17 protein-coding genes and 1 pseudogene are annotated in these 19,239 nt (G+C 72.7%); 12 read left to right on the plus strand and 6 right to left on the minus strand.

Annotation, left to right across the window (positions count from 1 at the left end; translation table 11 throughout):
* Positions 1-263: pseudogene (locus J5Y09_RS19145) on the minus strand (hypothetical protein); the annotation flags it as partial.
* Between the two features lie 238 nt (positions 264-501).
* Here J5Y09_RS19145 and J5Y09_RS19150 point away from each other — a divergent pair.
* Together J5Y09_RS19150 and J5Y09_RS19155 are read left to right on the plus strand one after the other, a co-directional pair.
* Complete coding sequence (locus J5Y09_RS19150; RefSeq protein ID WP_209353431.1) at positions 502-1,548, plus strand: patatin-like phospholipase family protein; 1,047 nt, start codon at positions 502-504, stop codon at positions 1,546-1,548.
* Between the two features lie 3 nt (positions 1,549-1,551).
* Positions 1,552-3,006 carry a GntP family permease gene (locus tag J5Y09_RS19155; RefSeq protein ID WP_209353432.1) on the plus strand — a complete coding sequence of 485 codons (1,455 nt, stop codon included), beginning with the start codon at positions 1,552-1,554 and terminating at the stop codon, positions 3,004-3,006.
* Between the two features lie 14 nt (positions 3,007-3,020).
* On the opposite strand, the gene J5Y09_RS19160 is transcribed toward J5Y09_RS19155, so the two are convergent.
* Complete coding sequence (locus J5Y09_RS19160) at positions 3,021-4,052, minus strand: AI-2E family transporter (protein WP_209353433.1); 1,032 nt, start codon at positions 4,050-4,052, stop codon at positions 3,021-3,023.
* Positions 4,053-4,120: 68 nt separating this feature from the next.
* On the opposite strand from J5Y09_RS19160, the gene J5Y09_RS19165 reads away from it, so the two are divergent.
* From J5Y09_RS19165 to J5Y09_RS19210, 10 genes are all read left to right on the plus strand, one after another.
* On the plus strand, positions 4,121-5,575 hold the full coding sequence (locus J5Y09_RS19165) for an alpha/beta hydrolase (protein WP_209353434.1): 1,455 nt from the start codon (positions 4,121-4,123) through the stop codon (positions 5,573-5,575).
* Between the two features lie 151 nt (positions 5,576-5,726).
* A complete protein-coding gene (locus J5Y09_RS19170; RefSeq protein WP_209353435.1) occupies positions 5,727-6,806 on the plus strand; it encodes an efflux RND transporter periplasmic adaptor subunit in 1,080 nt (359 codons plus the stop codon).
* Positions 6,803-9,859 carry an efflux RND transporter permease subunit gene (locus tag J5Y09_RS19175; protein WP_209353436.1) on the plus strand — a complete coding sequence of 1,019 codons (3,057 nt, stop codon included), beginning with the start codon at positions 6,803-6,805 and terminating at the stop codon, positions 9,857-9,859. The genes J5Y09_RS19170 and J5Y09_RS19175 overlap by 4 nt, the downstream gene beginning before the upstream one ends.
* Before the next feature lies 1 nt (position 9,860).
* Positions 9,861-10,334 carry a Na+/H+ antiporter subunit E gene (locus J5Y09_RS19180; protein ID WP_209353437.1) on the plus strand — a complete coding sequence of 158 codons (474 nt, stop codon included), beginning with the start codon at positions 9,861-9,863 and terminating at the stop codon, positions 10,332-10,334.
* Positions 10,327-10,581 (plus strand): monovalent cation/H+ antiporter complex subunit F, encoded by a 255-nt coding sequence (locus tag J5Y09_RS19185; protein ID WP_209353438.1) that lies wholly within the window; start codon positions 10,327-10,329, stop codon positions 10,579-10,581. Before J5Y09_RS19180 ends, J5Y09_RS19185 begins: the two co-directional genes overlap by 8 nt.
* Positions 10,578-10,871, plus strand: a complete 294-nt coding sequence (locus J5Y09_RS19190; RefSeq protein WP_209353439.1) for a cation:proton antiporter — start codon at positions 10,578-10,580, stop codon at positions 10,869-10,871. Before J5Y09_RS19185 ends, J5Y09_RS19190 begins: the two co-directional genes overlap by 4 nt.
* A complete protein-coding gene (locus tag J5Y09_RS19195) occupies positions 10,868-11,782 on the plus strand; it encodes a hydrogenase subunit MbhD domain-containing protein (RefSeq protein ID WP_209353440.1) in 915 nt (304 codons plus the stop codon). The genes J5Y09_RS19190 and J5Y09_RS19195 overlap by 4 nt, the downstream gene beginning before the upstream one ends.
* Positions 11,779-12,066 carry an NADH-quinone oxidoreductase subunit K gene (locus J5Y09_RS19200; protein ID WP_209353441.1) on the plus strand — a complete coding sequence of 96 codons (288 nt, stop codon included), beginning with the start codon at positions 11,779-11,781 and terminating at the stop codon, positions 12,064-12,066. The genes J5Y09_RS19195 and J5Y09_RS19200 overlap by 4 nt, the downstream gene beginning before the upstream one ends.
* Positions 12,063-13,523: a complex I subunit 5 family protein gene (locus J5Y09_RS19205; protein WP_342451507.1), complete on the plus strand. Its 1,461-nt coding sequence runs from the start codon at positions 12,063-12,065 to the stop codon at positions 13,521-13,523. The genes J5Y09_RS19200 and J5Y09_RS19205 overlap by 4 nt, the downstream gene beginning before the upstream one ends.
* The gene (locus tag J5Y09_RS19210) at positions 13,520-15,121 is read left to right on the plus strand and encodes a complex I subunit 5 family protein (protein ID WP_209353442.1); all 1,602 of its coding nucleotides are present in this window, start codon (positions 13,520-13,522) and stop codon (positions 15,119-15,121) included. Before J5Y09_RS19205 ends, J5Y09_RS19210 begins: the two co-directional genes overlap by 4 nt.
* Here J5Y09_RS19210 and J5Y09_RS19215 read toward each other — a convergent pair.
* From J5Y09_RS19215 to J5Y09_RS19230, 4 genes are read right to left on the minus strand one after another with little or no spacing between them, the layout of a single operon-like run.
* Positions 15,099-16,091: a lipid A deacylase LpxR family protein gene (locus J5Y09_RS19215; RefSeq protein WP_209353443.1), complete on the minus strand. Its 993-nt coding sequence runs from the start codon at positions 16,089-16,091 to the stop codon at positions 15,099-15,101. The genes J5Y09_RS19210 and J5Y09_RS19215 overlap by 23 nt on opposite strands.
* Positions 16,088-16,594 (minus strand): DUF1269 domain-containing protein, encoded by a 507-nt coding sequence (locus tag J5Y09_RS19220; RefSeq protein WP_209353444.1) that lies wholly within the window; start codon positions 16,592-16,594, stop codon positions 16,088-16,090. The genes J5Y09_RS19215 and J5Y09_RS19220 overlap by 4 nt, the downstream gene beginning before the upstream one ends.
* Before the next feature lie 12 nt (positions 16,595-16,606).
* Positions 16,607-17,590: an asparaginase gene (locus tag J5Y09_RS19225; protein ID WP_209353445.1), complete on the minus strand. Its 984-nt coding sequence runs from the start codon at positions 17,588-17,590 to the stop codon at positions 16,607-16,609.
* Entirely contained in the window at positions 17,587-19,239 is a 1,653-nt protein-coding gene (locus J5Y09_RS19230) for an MFS transporter (protein ID WP_245217240.1), read from the minus strand. The genes J5Y09_RS19225 and J5Y09_RS19230 overlap by 4 nt, the downstream gene beginning before the upstream one ends.

Raw genomic sequence — 19,239 nt, forward strand, 5'->3', positions numbered from 1 at the left:
TTGCGCGGCGGCGGCGGGCGGCGCGTCGCGGGTACGGGGGCGGGCGCGACGGCGACCGCGGGCGCGCCCTGGCGGGCAGCCGCGCGGGCCTCGAGCGTCTCGAGCCGGCGCCGCATCTCGTCGAGCTGGCGGCGCAACTCGGCGATGGTCGCCGCGTCGTCCGCGGCGCCCTGCGCGCGCGCCGGCGCCGCGACGCCGGACAGGAGCATCAGCGTGGCGGCCAATGCCGCGGAGGCGCCCGCCACGCGCGATGAACCGACCATGCCACCCTCGCTGCGCGTTGTCCGTCGCCAAGCCTGACCGAGCCCCGGCGGGCGCGGAACACGGCGCGATGAGCAACCCATTCCGGCCTTGTGCGCTGCGTCCCGCCCCTGCCCCGCACGTCCTTGCCGGGTGCGGCCCGGTGGCGAAGCACTCGCTCTCCTGGGCGCGAGGCTCTATTGTGCAGCGCACACAAAGCCGACCCCCGCGCCTCCGGCCGGGGCGACGAGGGAATCCGACATGGCCAGCCGCCCCCCCCGCAACGCCCCCCGCCCCAATCCGCTGCTCATCGACCTGGCGCTGCAGGGCGGCGGCAGCCATGGCGCCTTCACCTGGGGCGTGCTCGACCGGCTGCTCGAGGAGGAGTGGCTCGAGATCGAGGCCATCTCCGGCACCTCGGCCGGCGCGATGAACGCGGCGGTGTTCGCCTCGGGCTATGCGACCGGCGGGCGGGACGGCGCGAAGCAGGCGCTCGAGGCGTTCTGGCGACGCGTCTCGCGCGCCGCCGCCTTCAGCCCTTTCCAGCGCTCGCCGCTCGACGTCGCGCTGGGGCGCTGGTCGCTCGACCATTCGCCGATCTTCGTCGCGCTGGACGTGCTCTCGCGCGTCTATTCGCCCTATGAGCTCGCGCCCTGGGCGACCAACCCGCTCGGCGAGGTGCTCGCGGACAGCGTGGATTTCGTCGCCGTCGCGGCCGGGCCGGTGAAGCTGTTCATCACCGCGACCAATGTGCGCACGGGGCGCGGGCGCGTCTTCCGCAATCCGGAACTCTCGCCGGACGTGCTGCTCGCCTCGGCCTGCCTGCCGACGATGTTCCAGGCGGTGGAGATCGAGGGCGAGGCCTATTGGGACGGCGGCTATGGCGGCAACCCGACCATGACGCCGCTGATCCGCGAATGCGCCTCTGACGACACGATCATCGTGCCGATCAACCCGATCGAGCGGCCGGGCACCCCGCGGACGGCGCGGGAGATCATGAACCGGCTCAACGAGGTCTCCTTCAACGCGACCCTGCTGAAGGAGCTGAAGATGATCGCGCTGCTGCGCCAGACCGACGTGCAGCACACCGCCGAATGCCAGGGCTGGGCGCGCAACCGGGTGCACTTCGTGCGCAACGACGTCATGGTGACGCTTGGCTATTCCTCGAAGCTGAACGCGGAGTGGGACTTCCTCGCGATGCTGCATGCCGAGGGGCGCAAATCGGCCGACGCGTTCCTCGCCGACCATGCGGACGACCTCGGCAAGCGCTCGACCGCGCCGATCGAGAAGCTGCTGGAGGACATGTGACCGATGGGCCTGCTCGGAATCCTCGCCGGCCTCTCGCTGCTCGTCTGGCTGGCCTACCGGGGCTGGTCGGTGCTGCTGCTCGCTCCCGCCGCGGCGCTCATCGCGGCGGCGTTCTCCGGCGAGCCGCTGCTGGCCCATTGGACGCAGACCTTCATGGGCAGCGCGGGGCGCTTCGTCGCGCAGTTCTTCCCGCTGTTCCTGCTGGGCGCGCTGTTCGGCAAGCTGATGGAGGACAGCGGTTCGGTGAACGCCATCGCCGACTACATGACCGAGAAGCTCGGCGCGGAGCGCGCGGTGCTGGCGGTGGTGCTGGCCGGGGCCATCGTGACCTATGGCGGCGTCAGCCTGTTTGTCGCCTATTTCGTGCTCGCGCCCATGGCGACCGCGCTGTTCCGCCGGGCGGACATCCCCCGCCGGCTGATGCCGGCCGCGATCATCGTCGGGTCATCCACCTTCACCATGTCGGCGCTGCCGGGAACGCCGGCCATCCCGAACACCATCCCGATGCCCTTCTTCGGCACCACGCCCTTCGCGGCGCCGGGGCTCGGCATCATCGCCTCGGCGATCATGCTCGGCATCGGCCTGTGGTGGCTCGGACGGGCGGAAGCGCGCGCGCGCTTGGCCGGCGAGGGCTTCGGCGATGAGCGGCCACCCACGGCGGACACCGCGGTGGACGATCCGCTGATCCGCGAGCGCGCGGTCACGGCCCGCGAATTCGACCCGGCGGAACTCCATCGCAGTTCCGAGGCACAGGACCGTCCGGGCATCGTCGTCGCCGCCGCGCCGCTGGTCGTCGTGGTGATCGTGAACCTGCTGATGTCCTTCGCCGTGCTGCCGAACATCGACGCGTCCTTCCTGGCGGAACCGCGCTGGGGCGGGACGACGCTGTCCGCCGTCGCCGGCGTCTGGGCGGTGGCGACCGCGCTCGCCGCGGCGATCGCGACGCTGCTCGCGGTCAACGGCCGGCGCATCCCCTCGCTCCGCGCGACGATGGATGCGGGTGCCAATGCCGCCGTGCTGCCGATCTTCAGCGTGGCGAGCCTGGTCGGCTTCGGCGCCGTCGTCGCCGCCATGCCGGCCTTCGACGCGGTGCGCGACTGGGTGCTCGGCATCGGCGGCGGGCCGCTCGTCTCGCTCGCGGTCGCGACCAACGTGCTGGCGGCGCTGACGGGGTCGGCCTCGGGCGGGCTGACCATCGCGCTCGAGGCGCTGGGCCCGACCTTCATGGCGATCGCCGCCGCGCAGTCGATCGACCCCGGGCTGCTGCACCGGATCGCAGTGATCGGCGCGGGGACGCTCGATATCCTCCCGCACAACGGCGCCGTCATCACCCTGCTCGCGGTTTGCGGCTGCACGCACCGGGAAAGCTACATGGACATCGTCGTGGTGGGCATCGGCGGATCGCTCGCGGCCCTCGTCGCGGTCGTGCTGATCGGCGGGATGGTCGGGTCCTTCTGATGCGCCGGGCGCGGTCAGCCGGGGTCCGGATGGCGGCCCGACAGCAGGCGCGCCACCCAGGCGCCGCCGGGGAACTGCTCGCAGATCGTCAGGGCCGCGATCAGCACCGGCACGCCGATGAAGGCGCCGGGCACACCCCAGAGGAAGGCGCCGAAGAACACCGCCGCGAGCACCATGAAGGGGGAGACCGTCAGCTGCCGCCCCGCCAGCCGCGGTTCGAGGTAGGAGCCGATCAGGAACTGGATCACCTGCAGCGCGGCGAAGATCGTCGCCACCGCCTGCCAGGATCCGAACTGCAGCAGCCCGACCAGCGTCGGGAAGACGGTCGCGACGAGCGGGCCGATGAAGGGGATATAGTTCAGCACGAAGGCGATCACGCCCCATTCGGCCGCGAGGTCGAGCCCCATGAAGCGCGCGAAGGCGTAGACGAACACGCCCGTCAGCACGCTGGCGAAGCTGCGGACCAGCATGTAGGCGCGCAGCTTCGCCGCACTCGCGGCCAGGCCCGCCAGCACCCGCCGCGCCGCCGGATAGGCTTCGAGCCCTGCGAGCTGCGCGGCCGCCGGCCGCACTTCCAGCAGCCCGAGGATGACGAAGACCACCGTCACCACCACGAAGCTGACGATGCCCTGGAGTTGCGCGAGCACCCCCTGGGCGAGCCGCACGAGCCAGCGCACGTCGAACTGGTCCGACATGACGCCCGCCGCGGCGATGCCCTGCGATTCCAGCCAGGCAATCTTCGCCGCGTACAGGGATTGCAGCTGCCCGGCATTGGCCAGGACCCACTGCGCGACGCGGCCGAAGGCCCAGACGATGCCGTAGGCGAGGCCAGCCAGGACGGCGAGCGAGACGAGCACCGTGCCGATCAGCGCGATCCCCGCCGGGATACGGTCCTGCGCGGCCCGCTGCAGCGGCCAGACCAGCGCGATGACGAACAGCGCGAAGGCGACCGGCGCGAAGATCGCCTGCGCCGCCTGCAGCGCCGCACCGACGAGCACGGCGGCGCAGAGGCCCAGCAGCACGCGCCCGCCACCTTCGATCATCATGCCTCGCCATCCCGACCCATGCGCGCCAGCCTGGGTCGGCGTCCTTCATGGCGCAAGGGGAAGGCGGCATGATCCGCTTCACACGCCGCTGGCTTCTCCGCGCGGTCGGTGCGCTCGCCCTGCTGGTCGCGCTCGGGCTCGGCGTGCGCACCTGGGACCTGCAGCGCGGCCCGCCGCTCGGGCCCTGGCACACCGTCGTGCCGCCGGAACTCCCGCCCGAGGCGCTGGACCGCGCCGACTGGACGCGCTGGCTGGCCGCCGAGACGGAGGCCATGGCCACCGTGCGGCGCGAGGTGACGGACGCGCTGGAACCGCAGGAACAAGTCGCGCTGAACCGCTACTTCGCCGGCAGCCCGATGCACCCGGCGCGCTTCGCGCAGGACTGGAACCGATCCTTCATCCTGATGCCGCAGGGCACCCCGCGCGGCGGCGCCGTCCTGCTGCACGGGCTGACCGACACGCCCTATTCGGTCCGCCACCTGGCCGAGGCCTATCGCGCCCGCGGCTTCGTCGCCGTCGCGATCCGCCTGCCCGGCCACGGCACCGTTCCCGCAGGCCTGACGCGCGCGGCGTGGGAGGACTGGATGGCCGCGACGCGGCTCGCGGTTCGGGAGGCGCGGGCCCGCGCCGGCGAAGGACGGCCGCTGCACCTGGTGGGCTATTCGAATGGCGGCGCGCTGGCGATGAAATACGCGCTCGACGCGATCGAGGACGCGGCGCTGCCGCGCGCCGAGCGCGTCGTGTTGGTTTCGCCGATGATCGGCGTGACGGCCTTCGCGCGCTTCGCCGGGATCGCGGCGCTGCCCGCGCTGCTGCCGCGCTTCGCCAAGACCGCCTGGCTCGACCTGCAGCCCGAGTTCAATCCGTTCAAGTACAATTCCTTCCCGGTCAACGCCGCGCGCCAGACGCACCGGCTGACGGCGGCGCTGCAGGCGCAGATCGACCGGCTGGCGGTCGCGGGCCGGCTTGGCGCGCTGCCGCCGGTGCTGACCTTCCAGTCGGTGGCGGACGCGACCGTCTCCACCCCCGCGGTGCTCTCCGCGCTCTATGCGCGCCTGCCGGACAATGGCAGCGAGGTGGTGCTGTTCGACCTGAACCGCGGCGCGGGATTCGGGCCGCTGTTCAACGCCGGCGCCTATGCGGCGCTGGAACGTCTCGTGCCGCCGGCGCCACGCGCCTATGCCCTGACCGTGGTGTCGGATGCGCAGGGGTCCGTCCAGGCGCGCCGCAGCGCGGCCGGCGCGCTGGACGAAACCGTCCAGCCGCTCGACGAGACATGGCCGCGCGGCGTCTTCTCCCTCTCCCACATCGCCCTGCCCTTCCCGCTGAACGACGGGCTCTATGGGCTGGAGCCCGATCCGGCGGAGGATTTCGGCGTGCGGCTCGGTGAGGTCGCCATCCGCGGCGAGCGGGGGGTGCTGGCGATCGGGCTCGACGCGGCGGCGCGGCTGACCTCGAACCCGTTCTTTCCCTTCATGCTCGAGCGCGTCGTCGCGCCGCTCGACGCCGCGGCGCTGCGATGAGCGGGCTGAGACGCCCCGGGCAGGGATGGGACGCCCGGCACATCGCGCGCCCGGCCCCGCCGCCTGAGTCTCGGGCACAAACGAATTCCGGCGCGCGCGCTTCGCCGGCCATGATCGCATCACCCACCCTCGGACGGACCGGCCGCACGCCATGACGATCCAGACGCTCCGCCTCGCCGCCCTCGTCCTGCCCGTGATGCTGGCCGCCTGCGACGGGGGGCCACCCCCCGCCCCGCCCGAGATCCGGCCCGTGCGCGTGGTGACGGTCGAGCGCGCGGCGGAAGGGGAGATCGTGTCCCTGACCGGCACGGTGCAGGCGGAGAACGAGGTGAACCTCGCCTTCCGCATCGATGGCCGCATGGTGGAACGCCTGGTCAATGTCGGCGACCAGGTGCGCGCCGGGCAGGTGGTGGCGCGGCTCAACCGCGACAACGAGACGAACAACCTGCGCGCCGCGCGCGCTTCCCTCGCCGCCGCGCGCGCCCAGCTGACCGAGGCGCAGAACAACTACTGGCGGCAATCCGAGCTGCTGCGCGACGGCTGGACCACCCGCGTGCGCTACGACCAGGCGGCGCAGACGCGCCAATCGGCGCAGTCGGCCGTCGATGCGGCCGAGGCGCAGGTCGGCATCGCCGAGACGCGGCTGTCCTACACCGAGCTCGTCAGCGACGTGACGGGCCGCGTCACCGCCCGCGGCGCCGAGCCGGGGGAGGTCGTGCAGCCGGGCCGCATGGTCGTCCAGGTCGCGCGCGACGAGGGGCGCGACGCGGTCTTCGACGTGCCGGCGGCGATCAAGGACCAGGCACCGGCCAATCCGTTGATCGAGGTCGTGCTCGCCACCGACGCCGCCGTGCGCGCGAATGGCCGCGTGCGGGAGGTAGCACCCCGCGCCGACGCCGCGACCGGCACCTTCCAGGTGCGCGTGGGCCTGGCCGACCCGCCGCCCGGGATGCGCCTGGGTGCCACGGTCACCGGCCGGATGCGCCTGGGCAATACGGGCGGCTACAGCATCCCGGCCTCGGCGCTGACGCGCGCCGATCGCGCGCCGGCGGTCTGGGTGGTGAATCCGGCCGACCAGACGGTCGCGCTGCGGACGGTGGAGCTGCTGCGCCATGACCCCGCGCATGTGGTCGTCTCGACCGGCCTCGCCGCGGGCGACATCGTGGTCACGGCGGGGGTGCAGGCGCTGCGGCCGGGGCAGAAGGTGCGGCTGCTCGGGGCCACCCGATGATCGGCCCGAACCTCTCGGAATGGGCGATCGGGCGGCGCTCCCTCGTCGTCTACTTCATGATCGTCGCGCTGGTCGCGGGCAGCTTCGCCTTCGTGAAGCTCGGCCGGAACGAGGACCCCGCCTTCACCTTCCGCACCATGGTGGTCTCCGCGGTCTGGCCGGGCGCCACGATCGAGGAGACGCTGCTGCAGGTGACCGAGCGGCTCGAGCGCACGTTGCAGGAGACGCCAAACCTCGACCGGCTGCGCTCCTACACCGTGCCCGGGCAGACGACGATCTTCGTGGACCTCAAGGGCACCACGCCGCCCGCGGTGGTGCCGGACATGTGGTACCAGGTGCGCCGGCGCGTCGCCGACATGCGCCACACCATGCCCCAGGGCGTCGTCGGGCCGTTCTTCAACGACGATTTCGGCGACACCTTCGGCATCATCTACGGCTTCACGGCGGACGGCTTCACCCAGCGCGAGCTGCGCGACTTCGTCGAGGCGGCGCGGTCCCGCCTGCTGCTGGTGCCCGACGTCTCCAAGGTCGAGATCCTGGGCGCGCAGGATGAGCGGATCTTCATCGAATTCTCCCTCGAGCGCCTGGCCGGCCTCGGGCTGAACTATCCGGCGCTGGTCTCGGCGCTCCAGGCGCAGAACCTCGTCCGCCCCGCCGGCGTGGTCGAGACCGGGCAGGAACGCCTCCTGCTGCGCGTCTCCGGCGCCTTCGAGACCGAGCAGGACATCCTGAACGTCAATTTCGTGCTGGGCCCGCGCGTATTCCGCCTCGGCGACATCGCCGAGGTGCGCCGCGGCTTCGCCGACCCGCCCCAGCCCATGTTCCGCGTCAACGGGCAGGAGGCGATCGGGCTCGCCGTCGCGATGCGCGAGGCCGGCGACATCCTGGCCCTGGGGCGCAACATCAAGGCGGAGATGGACCGGATCCGCGCGGACCTTCCTGTCGGCATCGAGCCCATCCTCGTCGCCGACCAGTCGGTGACGGTGGACGAGGCGATCGGCGACTTCATGGAAAGCCTGTGGCAGGCGATCCTGATCATCATGGCGGCGTCGTTCATCGCGCTGGGCATCCGCCCGGGGGCGGTGGTGGCGCTGTCCATCCCGCTGACGCTCGCCATCGTCTTCCCGCTCATGTCGCTCGTCGGCATCGATCTCCAGCGCATCTCGCTCGGCGCGCTGATCATCGCGCTGACGCTGCTCGTCGACGATGCGATGACGACGATCGACGCGATGATAAGGCGCCTGGGCGCGGGGGATTCGAAGGAGGCGGCGGCGACCTTCGCCTATCGCACCCTGGCATCGTCGATGCTGACGGGCACGCTGGTGACCATCGCGGGTTTCGTGCCGATCGGCTTCGCGCGGAGTTCCGCCGGCGAATACACCTTCTCGATCTTCGCGGTGGTGGCGATCGCGCTGCTCGTCTCCTGGTTCGTCGCCGTGATCTTCGCGCCGCTGCTCGGCATGGCGATGCTGAAGCGGCCCGCGCAGGCCGAAAGCGCCGAGCCCGGCGCGGTGCTGCGCGCCTATACCCGCTTCCTGACCTTCGCGATGCGGGCACGCTGGGTGACGATCGGCTTCACCGTCGCGATGTTCGCCGCCGCGGTCTTCGCCATGCAGTTCGTGCCGCGGCAGTTCTTCCCCTCCTCCGACCGCACCGAGCTTCTGGTCGAGGTGACGCTGCCGCAGAACGCCTCGATCTTCGCCAGCGAGGAGGCGTCACGCCGCCTGGATGCCGTGCTCGCGCAGGATCCGGACGTCGCGCGCTGGAGCACCTATGTCGGCCGCGGCGCGATCCGCTTCTACCTGCCGCTGAACGTCCAGCTCGCCCTGCCCTTCTTCTCCCAGGCGGTGGTGGTGGCGAAGGACCTGCCGGGGCGGGAACGCCTGCAGCGAAGGCTCGAGACGCTGCTCGCCGAGCAGTTCCCCGCCGCCGTCGCGCGCGTCTATCCGCTCGAGCTCGGCCCGCCCGTGGGCTGGCCGCTGCAGTACCGCGTGAACGGGCCTGACATAGAGAGGGTGCGCGAGATCGCGCAGGACGTCGCGAAGCTGCTGGCCGAGACGCCCGGCACGCGGCACGTGCATTTCGACTGGATGGAACCCGCCCGCCAGCTGCGCCTGGTGGTGGACCAGGACGAGGCCCGCCGCCTCGGCCTCTCCTCCGCCCAGGTCGCGGCGACGCTGAACGCGGCGGTGACGGGCACGACGGTCACGCAGGTTCGCGACGACATCTACCTGATCAACGTCGTCGCGCGCGCCACCGCGGAACAGCGCCTGTCGCTCGAGACGCTGCGCTCGATCCAGGTGCCGCTGCCGGGCGGGCGCACGGTGCCGCTCGCGCAGCTCGCCCGCTTCGAGCACGCGCAGGAATACCCGCTGGTCTGGCGCCGCGACCGGGTGCCCACGCTCACGGTCCGGGCGGACGTCAATCCGGGCGTGCTGCCCGATTCCGCCGTCGCGGCGCTCGCGCCGCGCATCGCGGCGCTGAATGCGACGCTCGAGCGGCCCTATCGCGTCGACCTCGGCGGCATCGCGGAGGAAAGCGCCTACAGCCAGGCGAGCGTCATGGCGGTCGTGCCGGTCATGCTCGCGCTGATGCTGACCCTGCTGATGTTCCAGCTCGGCTCCTTCCGCCGGCTGTTCCTGGTGCTGGCGCTGTTGCCGCTCGGGATCATCGGCGTGGTGCTCGCGCTGCTCGTCTTCAACCGGCCGCTCGGCTTCGTCGCGATCCTCGGCATCCTCTCCCTGCTGGGCATGATCGCGAAGAACGCCGTCATCCTGATCATGCAGATCGAAAGCGACCGGGCGGAAGGCAAGGAGGTCTGGGATGCGGTGATCGCCGCCGCCTCCTCCCGCCTCCGGCCGATGATGCTGACGGCGATCTCGACGGTGCTGGGCCTCATTCCCATCGCGCCGACGGTGTTCTGGGGGCCGATGGCCTTCGCCATCATGGGCGGGCTGGCGGTGGCGACGCTGCTGACGCTCGTGTTCCTGCCGACACTGTATGTCACGGTCTTCGGCGGCCGGCCGCCACGGGCCGCGCCCGCGCGTGCCTGAGATGGCCGCCGCCACCGCCCTGCGCGCCACGCTCCTGCTCGGGCTGTGGTGCGCGCTGGCGGGCGCGGCGCCGGCCGACATGCCGGTCGGGATCGCGGCGGCGGCGCTCGGCGCCTGGGCGAGCCTACTCATGGTGCCGCCGGTCAGGGCCCGCATCCGCCCCGGCGCGCTGGCGACGCTGCTGCTGCAGCTTCCGGCGAAGGCACTCGGCGCCGGGATCGCCGTGGCGCGCGTGGCGCTCGATCCGCGCCGCCGGCCGAACCCGCGCACCATCGCCTGGACGCCGCGCCTGCCGCCCGGGCGCGCGCGCGACGCCTTCCTGGCCTATGCGAGCCTGCTGCCGGGCACCCTTCCGGCGGGCGTCGGCCCCGACGGGACGGTGCTCGTCCACGCGCTGGACGGGGAGGCCGATGTCGCGGCCGCCATGACGATGGAGGAGGCGCTGTTCGCGCGCGCCTTCGGGCTCGATGTCTAGCCTGCTTGGCGTCGCGGCCTTCGCCGTGCTGCTCACGCTCGTGCTCGGCCTGCTGCGCGTGCTGCGCGGACCGGCGGCGGCGGACCGCATCGCCGCGGCGCAGCTCCTCGGCACCGCCGGCATCGCGGCGCTGCTGCTCTGGGGTGCTGCGGCGGATTCGGCCACGCATGCCGACCTGGCGCTGACCCTCGCGGTGCTCGCGCCCTTCGCGACCATCGCCATGGTGCGCAAGGATCCCGGGGCATGAGCCTGCTCGCGGACGCTTTCACCGTCATCTGCGTCGTCGCGGGCGTCGGCTTCTTCGCGGCCGGCACGGCGGGGCTGCTCCGCTTCCCGGACACGGGCAGCCGGCTGCATGCGCTGACCAAGGCGGACCATCTCGGCCTCGGCCTCATCGTGCTGGGGCTGTTGCCGCGCGCCGAAGCGCTGGGCGGCGCCTTCCGGCTGCTCGCGATCTGGGCGCTCGTGCTGCTGGCCAGCGCCGCGACCGGGCCGCTGCTCGCACGGGTCGCGCAGCGGCGAGACCCGTCGGCGTGATCGTGGACCTCGCCCTGGTCGCGGGCATCCTCGCCCTGGCGCTGGGCGTGCTGGCGGCGCGGCAGGCCTTCGCCGCCGTCGCCTTCTTCATCGCCTATGGGCTGTTGCTGGCGCTGGCCTGGGCGCGGCTCGGCCTGCTGGACGTGGCGCTGACCGAAGCCGCGATCGGCGCGGGGCTCTCGGGCGTTCTGCTGCTCGCCGCGGCGCGGCGGCTCGCCTCGGCGCCCGCGCCGGAGGATCCGCCGTCGGGCCGCGTGACGCGGGGGCTGATCGGCGCCGGCTGCACGATCCTTGCCTGCGCGCTCGGCACCGCGGTGCTGCTGCTGCCGGAGCCGCCACCGGGCCTGGCGGCCGAGGTGGCGGCGAACCAGGCGGCGACCGCGCTGGGCAATCCCGTCGCCAGCGTGCTGATGGCCTTCCGCGGGCTCGACACGCTGCTCGAATCCGCAGTGCTCGTGCTGGCCGTCATTTGCACCGTGGCACTCGCGCCGGATGATGGCTGGGCCGGACCGCCCGGCGCGCCGCAGCCGCTGGCTGACGGGCCGCTCGCCCTGCTCGCGCGGCTGCTGCCGCCGCTCGGCATCGTTGTCGCCGCGCATATCTTCTGGATCGGGGTGGACGCGCCGGGGGGCAAGTTCCAGGCGGCGGCGATCCTCGCCGCGATGTGGCTGCTGCCCTGGATGGCGGGGCTCGTACCGGCGCCGCCGGTCGGGGCGCGCGCGCTGCGCGTCACCGTCGCGGCGGGGCCGGCGCTGTTCATCGCGGTCGGCCTGCTCGGCGCGATCGTGACGGGCGCATTCCTCGCCTGGCCACCGGGCTTCGAGAAGCCACTGATCCTGCTGGTGGAGGTCGCGCTCACGCTGTCCATCGCCGCCGCGCTCGCGCTTCTCGTCATGGGGCCGCGGACATGACCGCCGGAATCTATGGCCTGCTCGGCGCAGCGCTGACCGGGCTCGGCCTGTATGGCGTGCTGGTGCGGACGGAGCCGCTGCTGCGCATCCTTGCCTTCAACCTGCTCGGCGGGGGCGTGTTCCTGGTGCTCGGCGCCATCGCGCAGCGCGGCGCGGGCGCGGGCTTCGCGGCCGACCCCGTGCCGCAGGCGATCATCCTCACCGGCATCGTCGTCGCCTTCGCGGCGACCACGATTGCGGTCGCGCTGGTGCTTCGGCTTGCCGCCCGGAAGGATGGGGCGTGAGCGACTGGGGCATGCTGCCGCTGCTCGCGGTCATGCTGCCCGTGCTTGGCATGGTGCTGGCCCCGGCGCTCGGGGCGCGTGGGGCGGAAAGGCTGACGCTCGCGCTCCTGCCGGCGGGCTTTGCACTCGCGCTCGGCACGGCGGCGGCGGTGCAGGCCGGCGGCGCGCCGCTGGTGCATCACCTGGGCCATTGGGCGCCGCCGCTCGGCCTCTCGCTCGGCGCGGACGGGATCGGGACGGCGATGCTGCTGACCTCGGCCGTGGTCGTCGCCGGGGTCGCGGTCTTCGCGCGCGCCGGCTTCGGCACGGCGCCGGGCATGCCGGAACGCCGCACCGCCTTCGTCTTCTGGCCCCTGCTGCTCGCCATCTGGGGCGGGTTGAACCTGGCCGTCACCGCGCGCGACCTGTTCACGCTGTATGTCGCGCTGGAACTGCTGACCTTCGCGGCGGTGCCGATCGTCTGCCTCGACGGGCGGCGGGAAACGCTGTCGGCGGCGCTGCGCTACCTGCTGTTCGCGCTACTCGGCTCGGTGCTCTACCTGCTCGGCGTCGCGCTGATCTACGGCGCCGCGGGCACGCTCGACATCGGGCTGCTCGCGGGCCGGCTGTCGGCGACGCCGCCGGTGCTGGTCGCGGCCGCGCTGATGACCGCGGGGCTGATGGCCAAGACCGCGCTGCTGCCGCTGCATCTGTGGCTGCCGCCCGCACACGCCGGCGCGCCGGCGGCGGGATCGGCGCTGCTATCGGCGCTGGTGGTGAAGGGCTCCTTCGTCATCCTCGTCCGGCTCTGGGCCGGCGTGCTGCCGCCATCGCCGGCCGCGATGCAGGCGCTGGCGGGCTGCGGCGCGGCGGCGATCCTGCTCGGCGGCGTCGCGGCGCTCGGCCAGGCGCGGCTGAAGCTGCTGGTCGCCTATTCGACCATCGCGCAGATCGGCTACCTGGTGCTGATGTTCCCGCTGCTGGCTGTGCCCGGCGTGGCGGAGAAGGCCTGGACCGGCGGCGTGCTGCAGGCGGTCTCCCATGCGCTTGCCAAGTCCGGCATGTTCCTCGCGGTCGGGCTGATGGCCGAAAGGCTGGGCCATGATCGCGTGGCGGACCTTGCCGGCGCGTCGCGCATCGCGCCGCGCGCTGTGCTCGCCTTCGGCCTGTCCGCCCTGACGCTCATGGGCGTGCCGCCCTCGGGCGGCTTCGCGGCGAAGTGGCTGCTGCTGAGTGCCAGCATCGAGGCCGGGCAATGGTGGTGGGCCCTGGTGGTCCTGGCCGGCGGATTGCTGACCGGCGGCTATGCCTATCGCGTCCTGTCCACGGCGCTGCGCGCCGGGCCTGTCTCGGCCGTACCCGTGCCACACGATTCACGGGACACGGTCGCGCTCGGCCTCGCCTTGCTGTCGGTGCTGCTGGGCATGCTGCCGCTGGCCAGCTTAGGCCTGTTGCAGATCGGACGCGTCGCGCCATGACCGCAGCGCTGATGCTCGCCACGCCGCTCATGCCGCTGCTGCTGCTGGCGGCGCTGGCGCGAAGCGACTGGCGCACGGGGGCGGCCGGGCTGGTCTGGGCGGCACCCCTGCCGGGGCTCGCCTGCGCGCTGTTCGCCAGCGGCGGCAGCCTCGTCCTCGACGACCGGCTGCGGCTGACGCTCGGGCTCGATGCGCCGGGGGCGCTGCTGCTGGGCGCGGCGGCGCTGCTGTGGTGCGGCGCCTCGGTCTTCGCGCGCGGCTACATCGCGGCCGAGGCCCTGCCGCGCTTCGCCGCCTGGTGGCTGCCGACCATGGCGGGCAGCCTCGGCATCTTCCTGGCCGGCGACCTGATCGGCTTCTACCTGCTGTTCGCGCTGGCAAGCCTGCCGGCCTGGGGCCTCGTCATCCACGACCGGACGCCGCGCGCATGGGGCGCGGGCGCGACGTACATCCTCCTCACCGTGGTGGGGGAGGCAGCGCTGCTCGCGGCCTTCGCGCTGCTGGCGGCGGCCGCGCCGGGGGACAGCGTGGCGCTGGCCGATGTCGTGCCCGCACTCGCCGGGTCGGCGCTGCGGGAGGTGACGATCGCGCTGCTGCTGGTCGGCTTCGGGCTCAAGGCGGGGCTCGTGCCGCTGCATGTATGGCTGCCCATCGCGCATCCCGCCGCGCCGATGCCCGCTTCCGCGGTGCTGAGCGGCGCGATCGTCAAGGCCGGCATCATCGGGCTGATCCGCTTCCTGCCGATCGAGGCGACGCCGGTCGCCTGGGGCGGCGCACTGCTCGCGGCGGGCTTCGCCACGGCCTTCTGGGGCGTCGGCTTCGGCGTGCTGCAGCGCAATCCGAAGACCGTGCTGGCCTACTCCACGGTCAGCCAGATGGGCGTGACGATCGCCGCGCTCGGCGCCGGCATCGCGGGCGGCATCGGCGCGACGCCCCTCGCGGCCGCCTTCTACGCGATGGTGCATGTGCTGGCGAAGGGCGCGCTCTTTCTCGCCGTCGGGGTCGCGGCGGCGAGCGGCGGGCGCGCGCGCGGGCTCGTCCTCGCCGCCGCGATCCCGATCGCGCTCGGCTTCGGCGGCCTGCCCGGCACCGGCGGCTGGCTGGCGAAGGAGGCGGTGAAAGACCAGCTCGGCGACGGCGTCGTGGGACTGCTCTCCGCGATCTCGGCGGCGGGATCGACATGGCTGATGCTGCATTTCGTCCGGCGGCTGGCGGTCGAGGACGGCGCGGATGCGGATGCGCGGCCGGCCCCGTCCCTCCTGCTGCCCTGGCTCGGCCTGACGCTCGCGGCGCTGCTGCTGCCCTGGCTGCTCGCCGCCGACGCGGCCGGCGGGGATTGGGCGAAGGCAATGCTGCCGGTGGCGGCGGGGATGGCGGCCTTCGGCCTGGCTTGGCGACTCACGCCGCGCCTGCCGACGCCGCCCGAAGGCGACGTGATCGTGCTCGCCCGCGCCGTGGCGGCGCGGGCGGCACCCATCGCGCGCTTGCTGCCGCGGATGGAGGCCACGCTGCGCGCCTGGCCCGCGGCGGGACTCGCGCTGCTGGCCGTCACGCTGACGTTGGGCGCGCTGCTGTTCAGTAGCGGAAGGACAGGCTGATCGAGCCATACTGCGCCGTGTTGCGCTGCGTCTCGAACTCGCGCGACCGCGCGGTGTAGGTCACGGTCAGCCGCGCGAAGGGCATGATGATGGCGACGCCGGCGCTCGCGTCGCCCACGAACACCTCCCGGTCCACGCTGCGGCTGTCGCGCCAGGTGTTGCCGTCCAGGAAGATGTCCCGCCCCACCACGCGGCCTTCGAGGCCGCCGAAGACATACCAGCCCCAGCGCCCGTCCGGCTGGTAGAAGGCCGATCCCGCGACCGAGGGTCGCATCCGCGGCGGCCCGAAATCCGCCTGCAGCTCGTTGCCGAACCTGACCATCAGCCCCGCGGCGCCATAGGTCTGCACATTGCCCAGGCTCGCCGTCAGAGTCGGCACGATGCCGATGGCGATGTCGTCCCAAACCGGGTCGGTGTTGTAGCGCCACTGCCGCGTCAGGATCAGGTTGACGCCGGGCTCGTCCTTGAGCTGCCGGTCCCAGCCATAGGCGCGGTCGATGTTCAGCAGGTCGTGGACGTTGTTCTGCGTCTGCTCGCCGAGCGCGGAGGGCCCGACGACGCCCAGTTGCAGCTCGATGCTCCCATAGGTGGTCGGCGTGTAGGAGGCGAGGTTGATCGCGCCGTACAGCCAGCCGGCATAGGGCCGGTCGCGCGGATCCGGGTCGCGCCGCGCGGTGTCCGCCGGGGTGAAGATGTTCTGGCCGAAGGCGAGGCCCCAGCGCGGCGTCCCGCCTTCCGGGAACAGCGCGCTCGAGGTCACCGCGGCGAGCCAGGCCGGAGGATCGTAGGAGGAGGATCGCCAGGCGAACTGGAAGCCGCTGGTGTAGTAGCGGTCGGTGCCCGCGAGCAGGTCGTTCTCGTAGGTGAAGCTCCAGGTGCCGAGATGGTCGCCCGGCACGCGGTCCTCCGCGCGCGCCGGCGCGGCCGCCGCCGCGAAGACCAGCGCGGCGGCGCAGATGCGCAGCGTCACGGCTTCCTGGCCGCGTCCTGCGCCGCGGCGAGCGCCTCGCGCAGCGCCGCCTCCTTCGTCTCGTCGAAGGAGGACCGCATCACGGTGCCGCCGATGCCGCGGAATTCCTCCAGCACCTTGTCCGCCGTGACCTTGCGGATGAGCAGGAACAGCGCGGCATGGCCTGCGTCGAGCGTGGTCGCGACGTCCTTCATGAAGGCGTCGTTGATGCCGACATCGGTCAGCTTGCCGCTGAGCGCACCCGAGGCCGCGCCGATCGCGCCGCCGACCAGCGGCGAAAGGAACAGCATCCCGATCAGCGTGCCCCAGAGCGCGCCGGAGGCCGCGCCCATCGCCGCCGGGCTGAACACCTGGTTGAGCTTCACCGTGCCGTCGGGCCGCTTCACCGCGACCACCGCGTCGCCGAGTTCGATCAGGTATTCCTTCTGCATGGCAAAGAGGCGCGTGCGCACCTCCTCGGCCTGGGCTTCGGTCGGGAAGGAGACGACGAGAAGATCGGCCATGACGGAACGTCCTTACTGATATGGGGTGAAGGCGGCCTCGGCCGCCGCGCGGCCGGCGCCGCCGCGCAACGCCAGGCCCAGCAGCAGCCGGGCCTTGAGGCCGGAGAGAAGCCCGGCGGGGATCGCGCCGCGCCGGATCAGGTCGATCTCCCCGCCCGGATAGCCATAGGTGCCGGTGAAGACCGGCCCGGCGGCGGAGCGCGAGGCGAGCACGACGGGCATGCGGCGCGCGAGGTCGCCGACCGCCTCCGCCGCGCCAGCGGGCACATGGCCCGCGCCCATCCCCTCGATCACCGCGCCCGCGTAGCCCAGGCCCGGCAGCGCGGCGAGCAGCCGGCCATCCTCGCCCATCGCCCAGCGCAGCAGGGCGATCGGCGGGGGCGGGCCGGCCTCGGCGGGATAGGTCGGCAGGCGCTGCACGCGCGCGAAGAAGCGCGGCCGGCCTTCCGCAACGGCGCCGATCGGCCCGAGCATCGGGGATGCGAAGGCGGAGGGCAGCGTCGTGTGCGTCTTCTGCACGAAGCGCGCGGCGTGGATGTCGTAGTTCAGCACCGCAAGGGTGCCGAGGCCACGCGCCTCGGCGCCGGCGGCGACGCGCGCCGCGGCGAGAAGGTTCGCCGGCCCGTCCGCGCCCGGCGCATCCGCGCCGCGCATCGCCCCGGTCATCACCACGGGCCTGTCACCGGCGACCAGCAGATCGAGCAGGAAGGCCGATTCCTCGATCGTGTCCGTGCCCTGGATGACGACGGCGCCATCGGCACCGGCGGCGAAGGCCTGCCCGATGCGCGCGGCGACGGCGACAAGGTTCTCCGGCGCGAGGGACGGGCTCGGCAGCCGCGCCAGGCTCTCGGCCTCGATCTGCGCGACCTCAGCGAGTTCGGGCACCGAGGCGACGAGTTCCGCCGCGCCGAGCCGGGGCGCGATGCCGCCCCTGGCCTGCGGCACCATGGTGATGGTGCCGCCGAGCGAGAGCATCAGAAGGCGTGCGCGGGTCACGCCGCGGCCTCCTCCTCCCGCCGCGCAGGCTGGGGCTGCGGGACGCGCCCGGAGGGAATCTCGCCGGGGCGGTAGGCGGGCAGGCGGCTCGCCGGGATGATGGCGAGCGCCGCGACGGCGGCCATGATGAGCAGGCCGATCTTGAGCGCCTGGAGCCGCGCCTCGGTGTTGACGCGCACCGCCTCGGCGACCTGCTCGGGGTTCGCGCCGGTGCGCTGCATGATGCCCAGCAGCCGGTCGTTCGAGACGAAGTTGATGCTGTCGAGGTCGATCTGCGACACCACCCCGGGCGGCAGCTGCGGGTTCTCGGCGATGCGGTACATGATGCCGGCCGACAGCAGCCCGACCAGCAACGCGCCGGCCACCGCCGTGCCGACGCCGGCGGCGAGGTTCTGCGTCGTGCCGCGAAGGGATCCGACGTCGCCTGCCAGGTCCTTGGGCGCGGCCGTGACCAGAACGTTGAAGACCAGCGTCACCAGCGCCCCCTGGCCGAGCCCGAAGGTGATGAGGCCGAACATGACCGGGATGGCCGACCAGTCGTTGCGCACCACGAAGGCGAGCCAGAGCAGGCCGACGATGCAGAGCAGGAAGCCGCCCTGCGCGATGCGCCGCGGCGGCACCTTGTCGTATAGCCGCACCACCAGCATGGCGGTGAAGAACACCGTCAGGTTGAAGGGCATCATGGCGATCGCGGTTTCGATCGGCGTGCGCCCCTGCACGATCTGGATGTAGAGCGGGACGGTGAAGTTCAGCATGGCCTCGAGCCCGACCACGGTGAACATCGCGTAGACCGCCGCGCGCTCCTCGCCCGAGGTGATGACGCGCAGGTCGAGCAGCGGCGTCCGCCCGCGCGCGGCGACGCGCCTGCACCAGGCGAGGAAGACCTGCAGCAGGATGATGCCGGTCACGATCATCAGTGGCGCGGGGGACATGCCGAACACGCTGAACGGGGCGCCCGGCCGCGCCACGCCGAGCCCCCAGCGGTTGAGGTTGTTGAAGCCGAACACGACCATGATGATCGCCGTCGCGGCGAGGATCACGCCGACGATGTCGATCTTCACCTCGGGCCGCTGCTCCTCCGGCTTCAGCCGGAAGGACAGGAAGAACACGACCCCGGCCAGCACGACCAGGATTCCGAAGACCGGCCGCCAGCCGATGAAGGTGCCGAGCATGCCGCCGATCATGAAGGCGGCGACACCCGCGCCCGCGCGCGCCGAACCGAGCGCGCCCACCGCCGTCGCCTGCTGCGGCCCGCGATAGTGGTGCGCGATCAGCGCGACCAGCGCGGGCACGATCACCGCCGCGGCGAGGCCCGCGAGCAGCTGCGCGACCATCATCACGGGCGCCGCCGTCGCCAGGACCATCAGCACCTGGGCCACGCCGAACAACCCGACCACGACGCGGAACACCGCGGTCGATCCGAAGCGCTGCACCAGCTTCGCCCCCAGCATCACGAAGCCGGCGACCGAGAGCGAGTACATCACGATGCCCGTCGCGATCGTCGTCGGCGGCACCTCGAAGCTCGCGACCATGCCGGCCAGCGAGACCGGCAGCGCGGCGACGTTGAAGGACATCAGGACCTGGCCGAGCGCGATGGCGATCATCGGCACCCAGGATTCGCGCGGCGGCGCGGTGTCCGTGCTGCTCAT

Source organism: Roseomonas nitratireducens, from assembly GCF_017813355.1.
Taxonomy (GTDB): Bacteria; Pseudomonadota; Alphaproteobacteria; order Acetobacterales; family Acetobacteraceae; genus Neoroseomonas; species Neoroseomonas nitratireducens.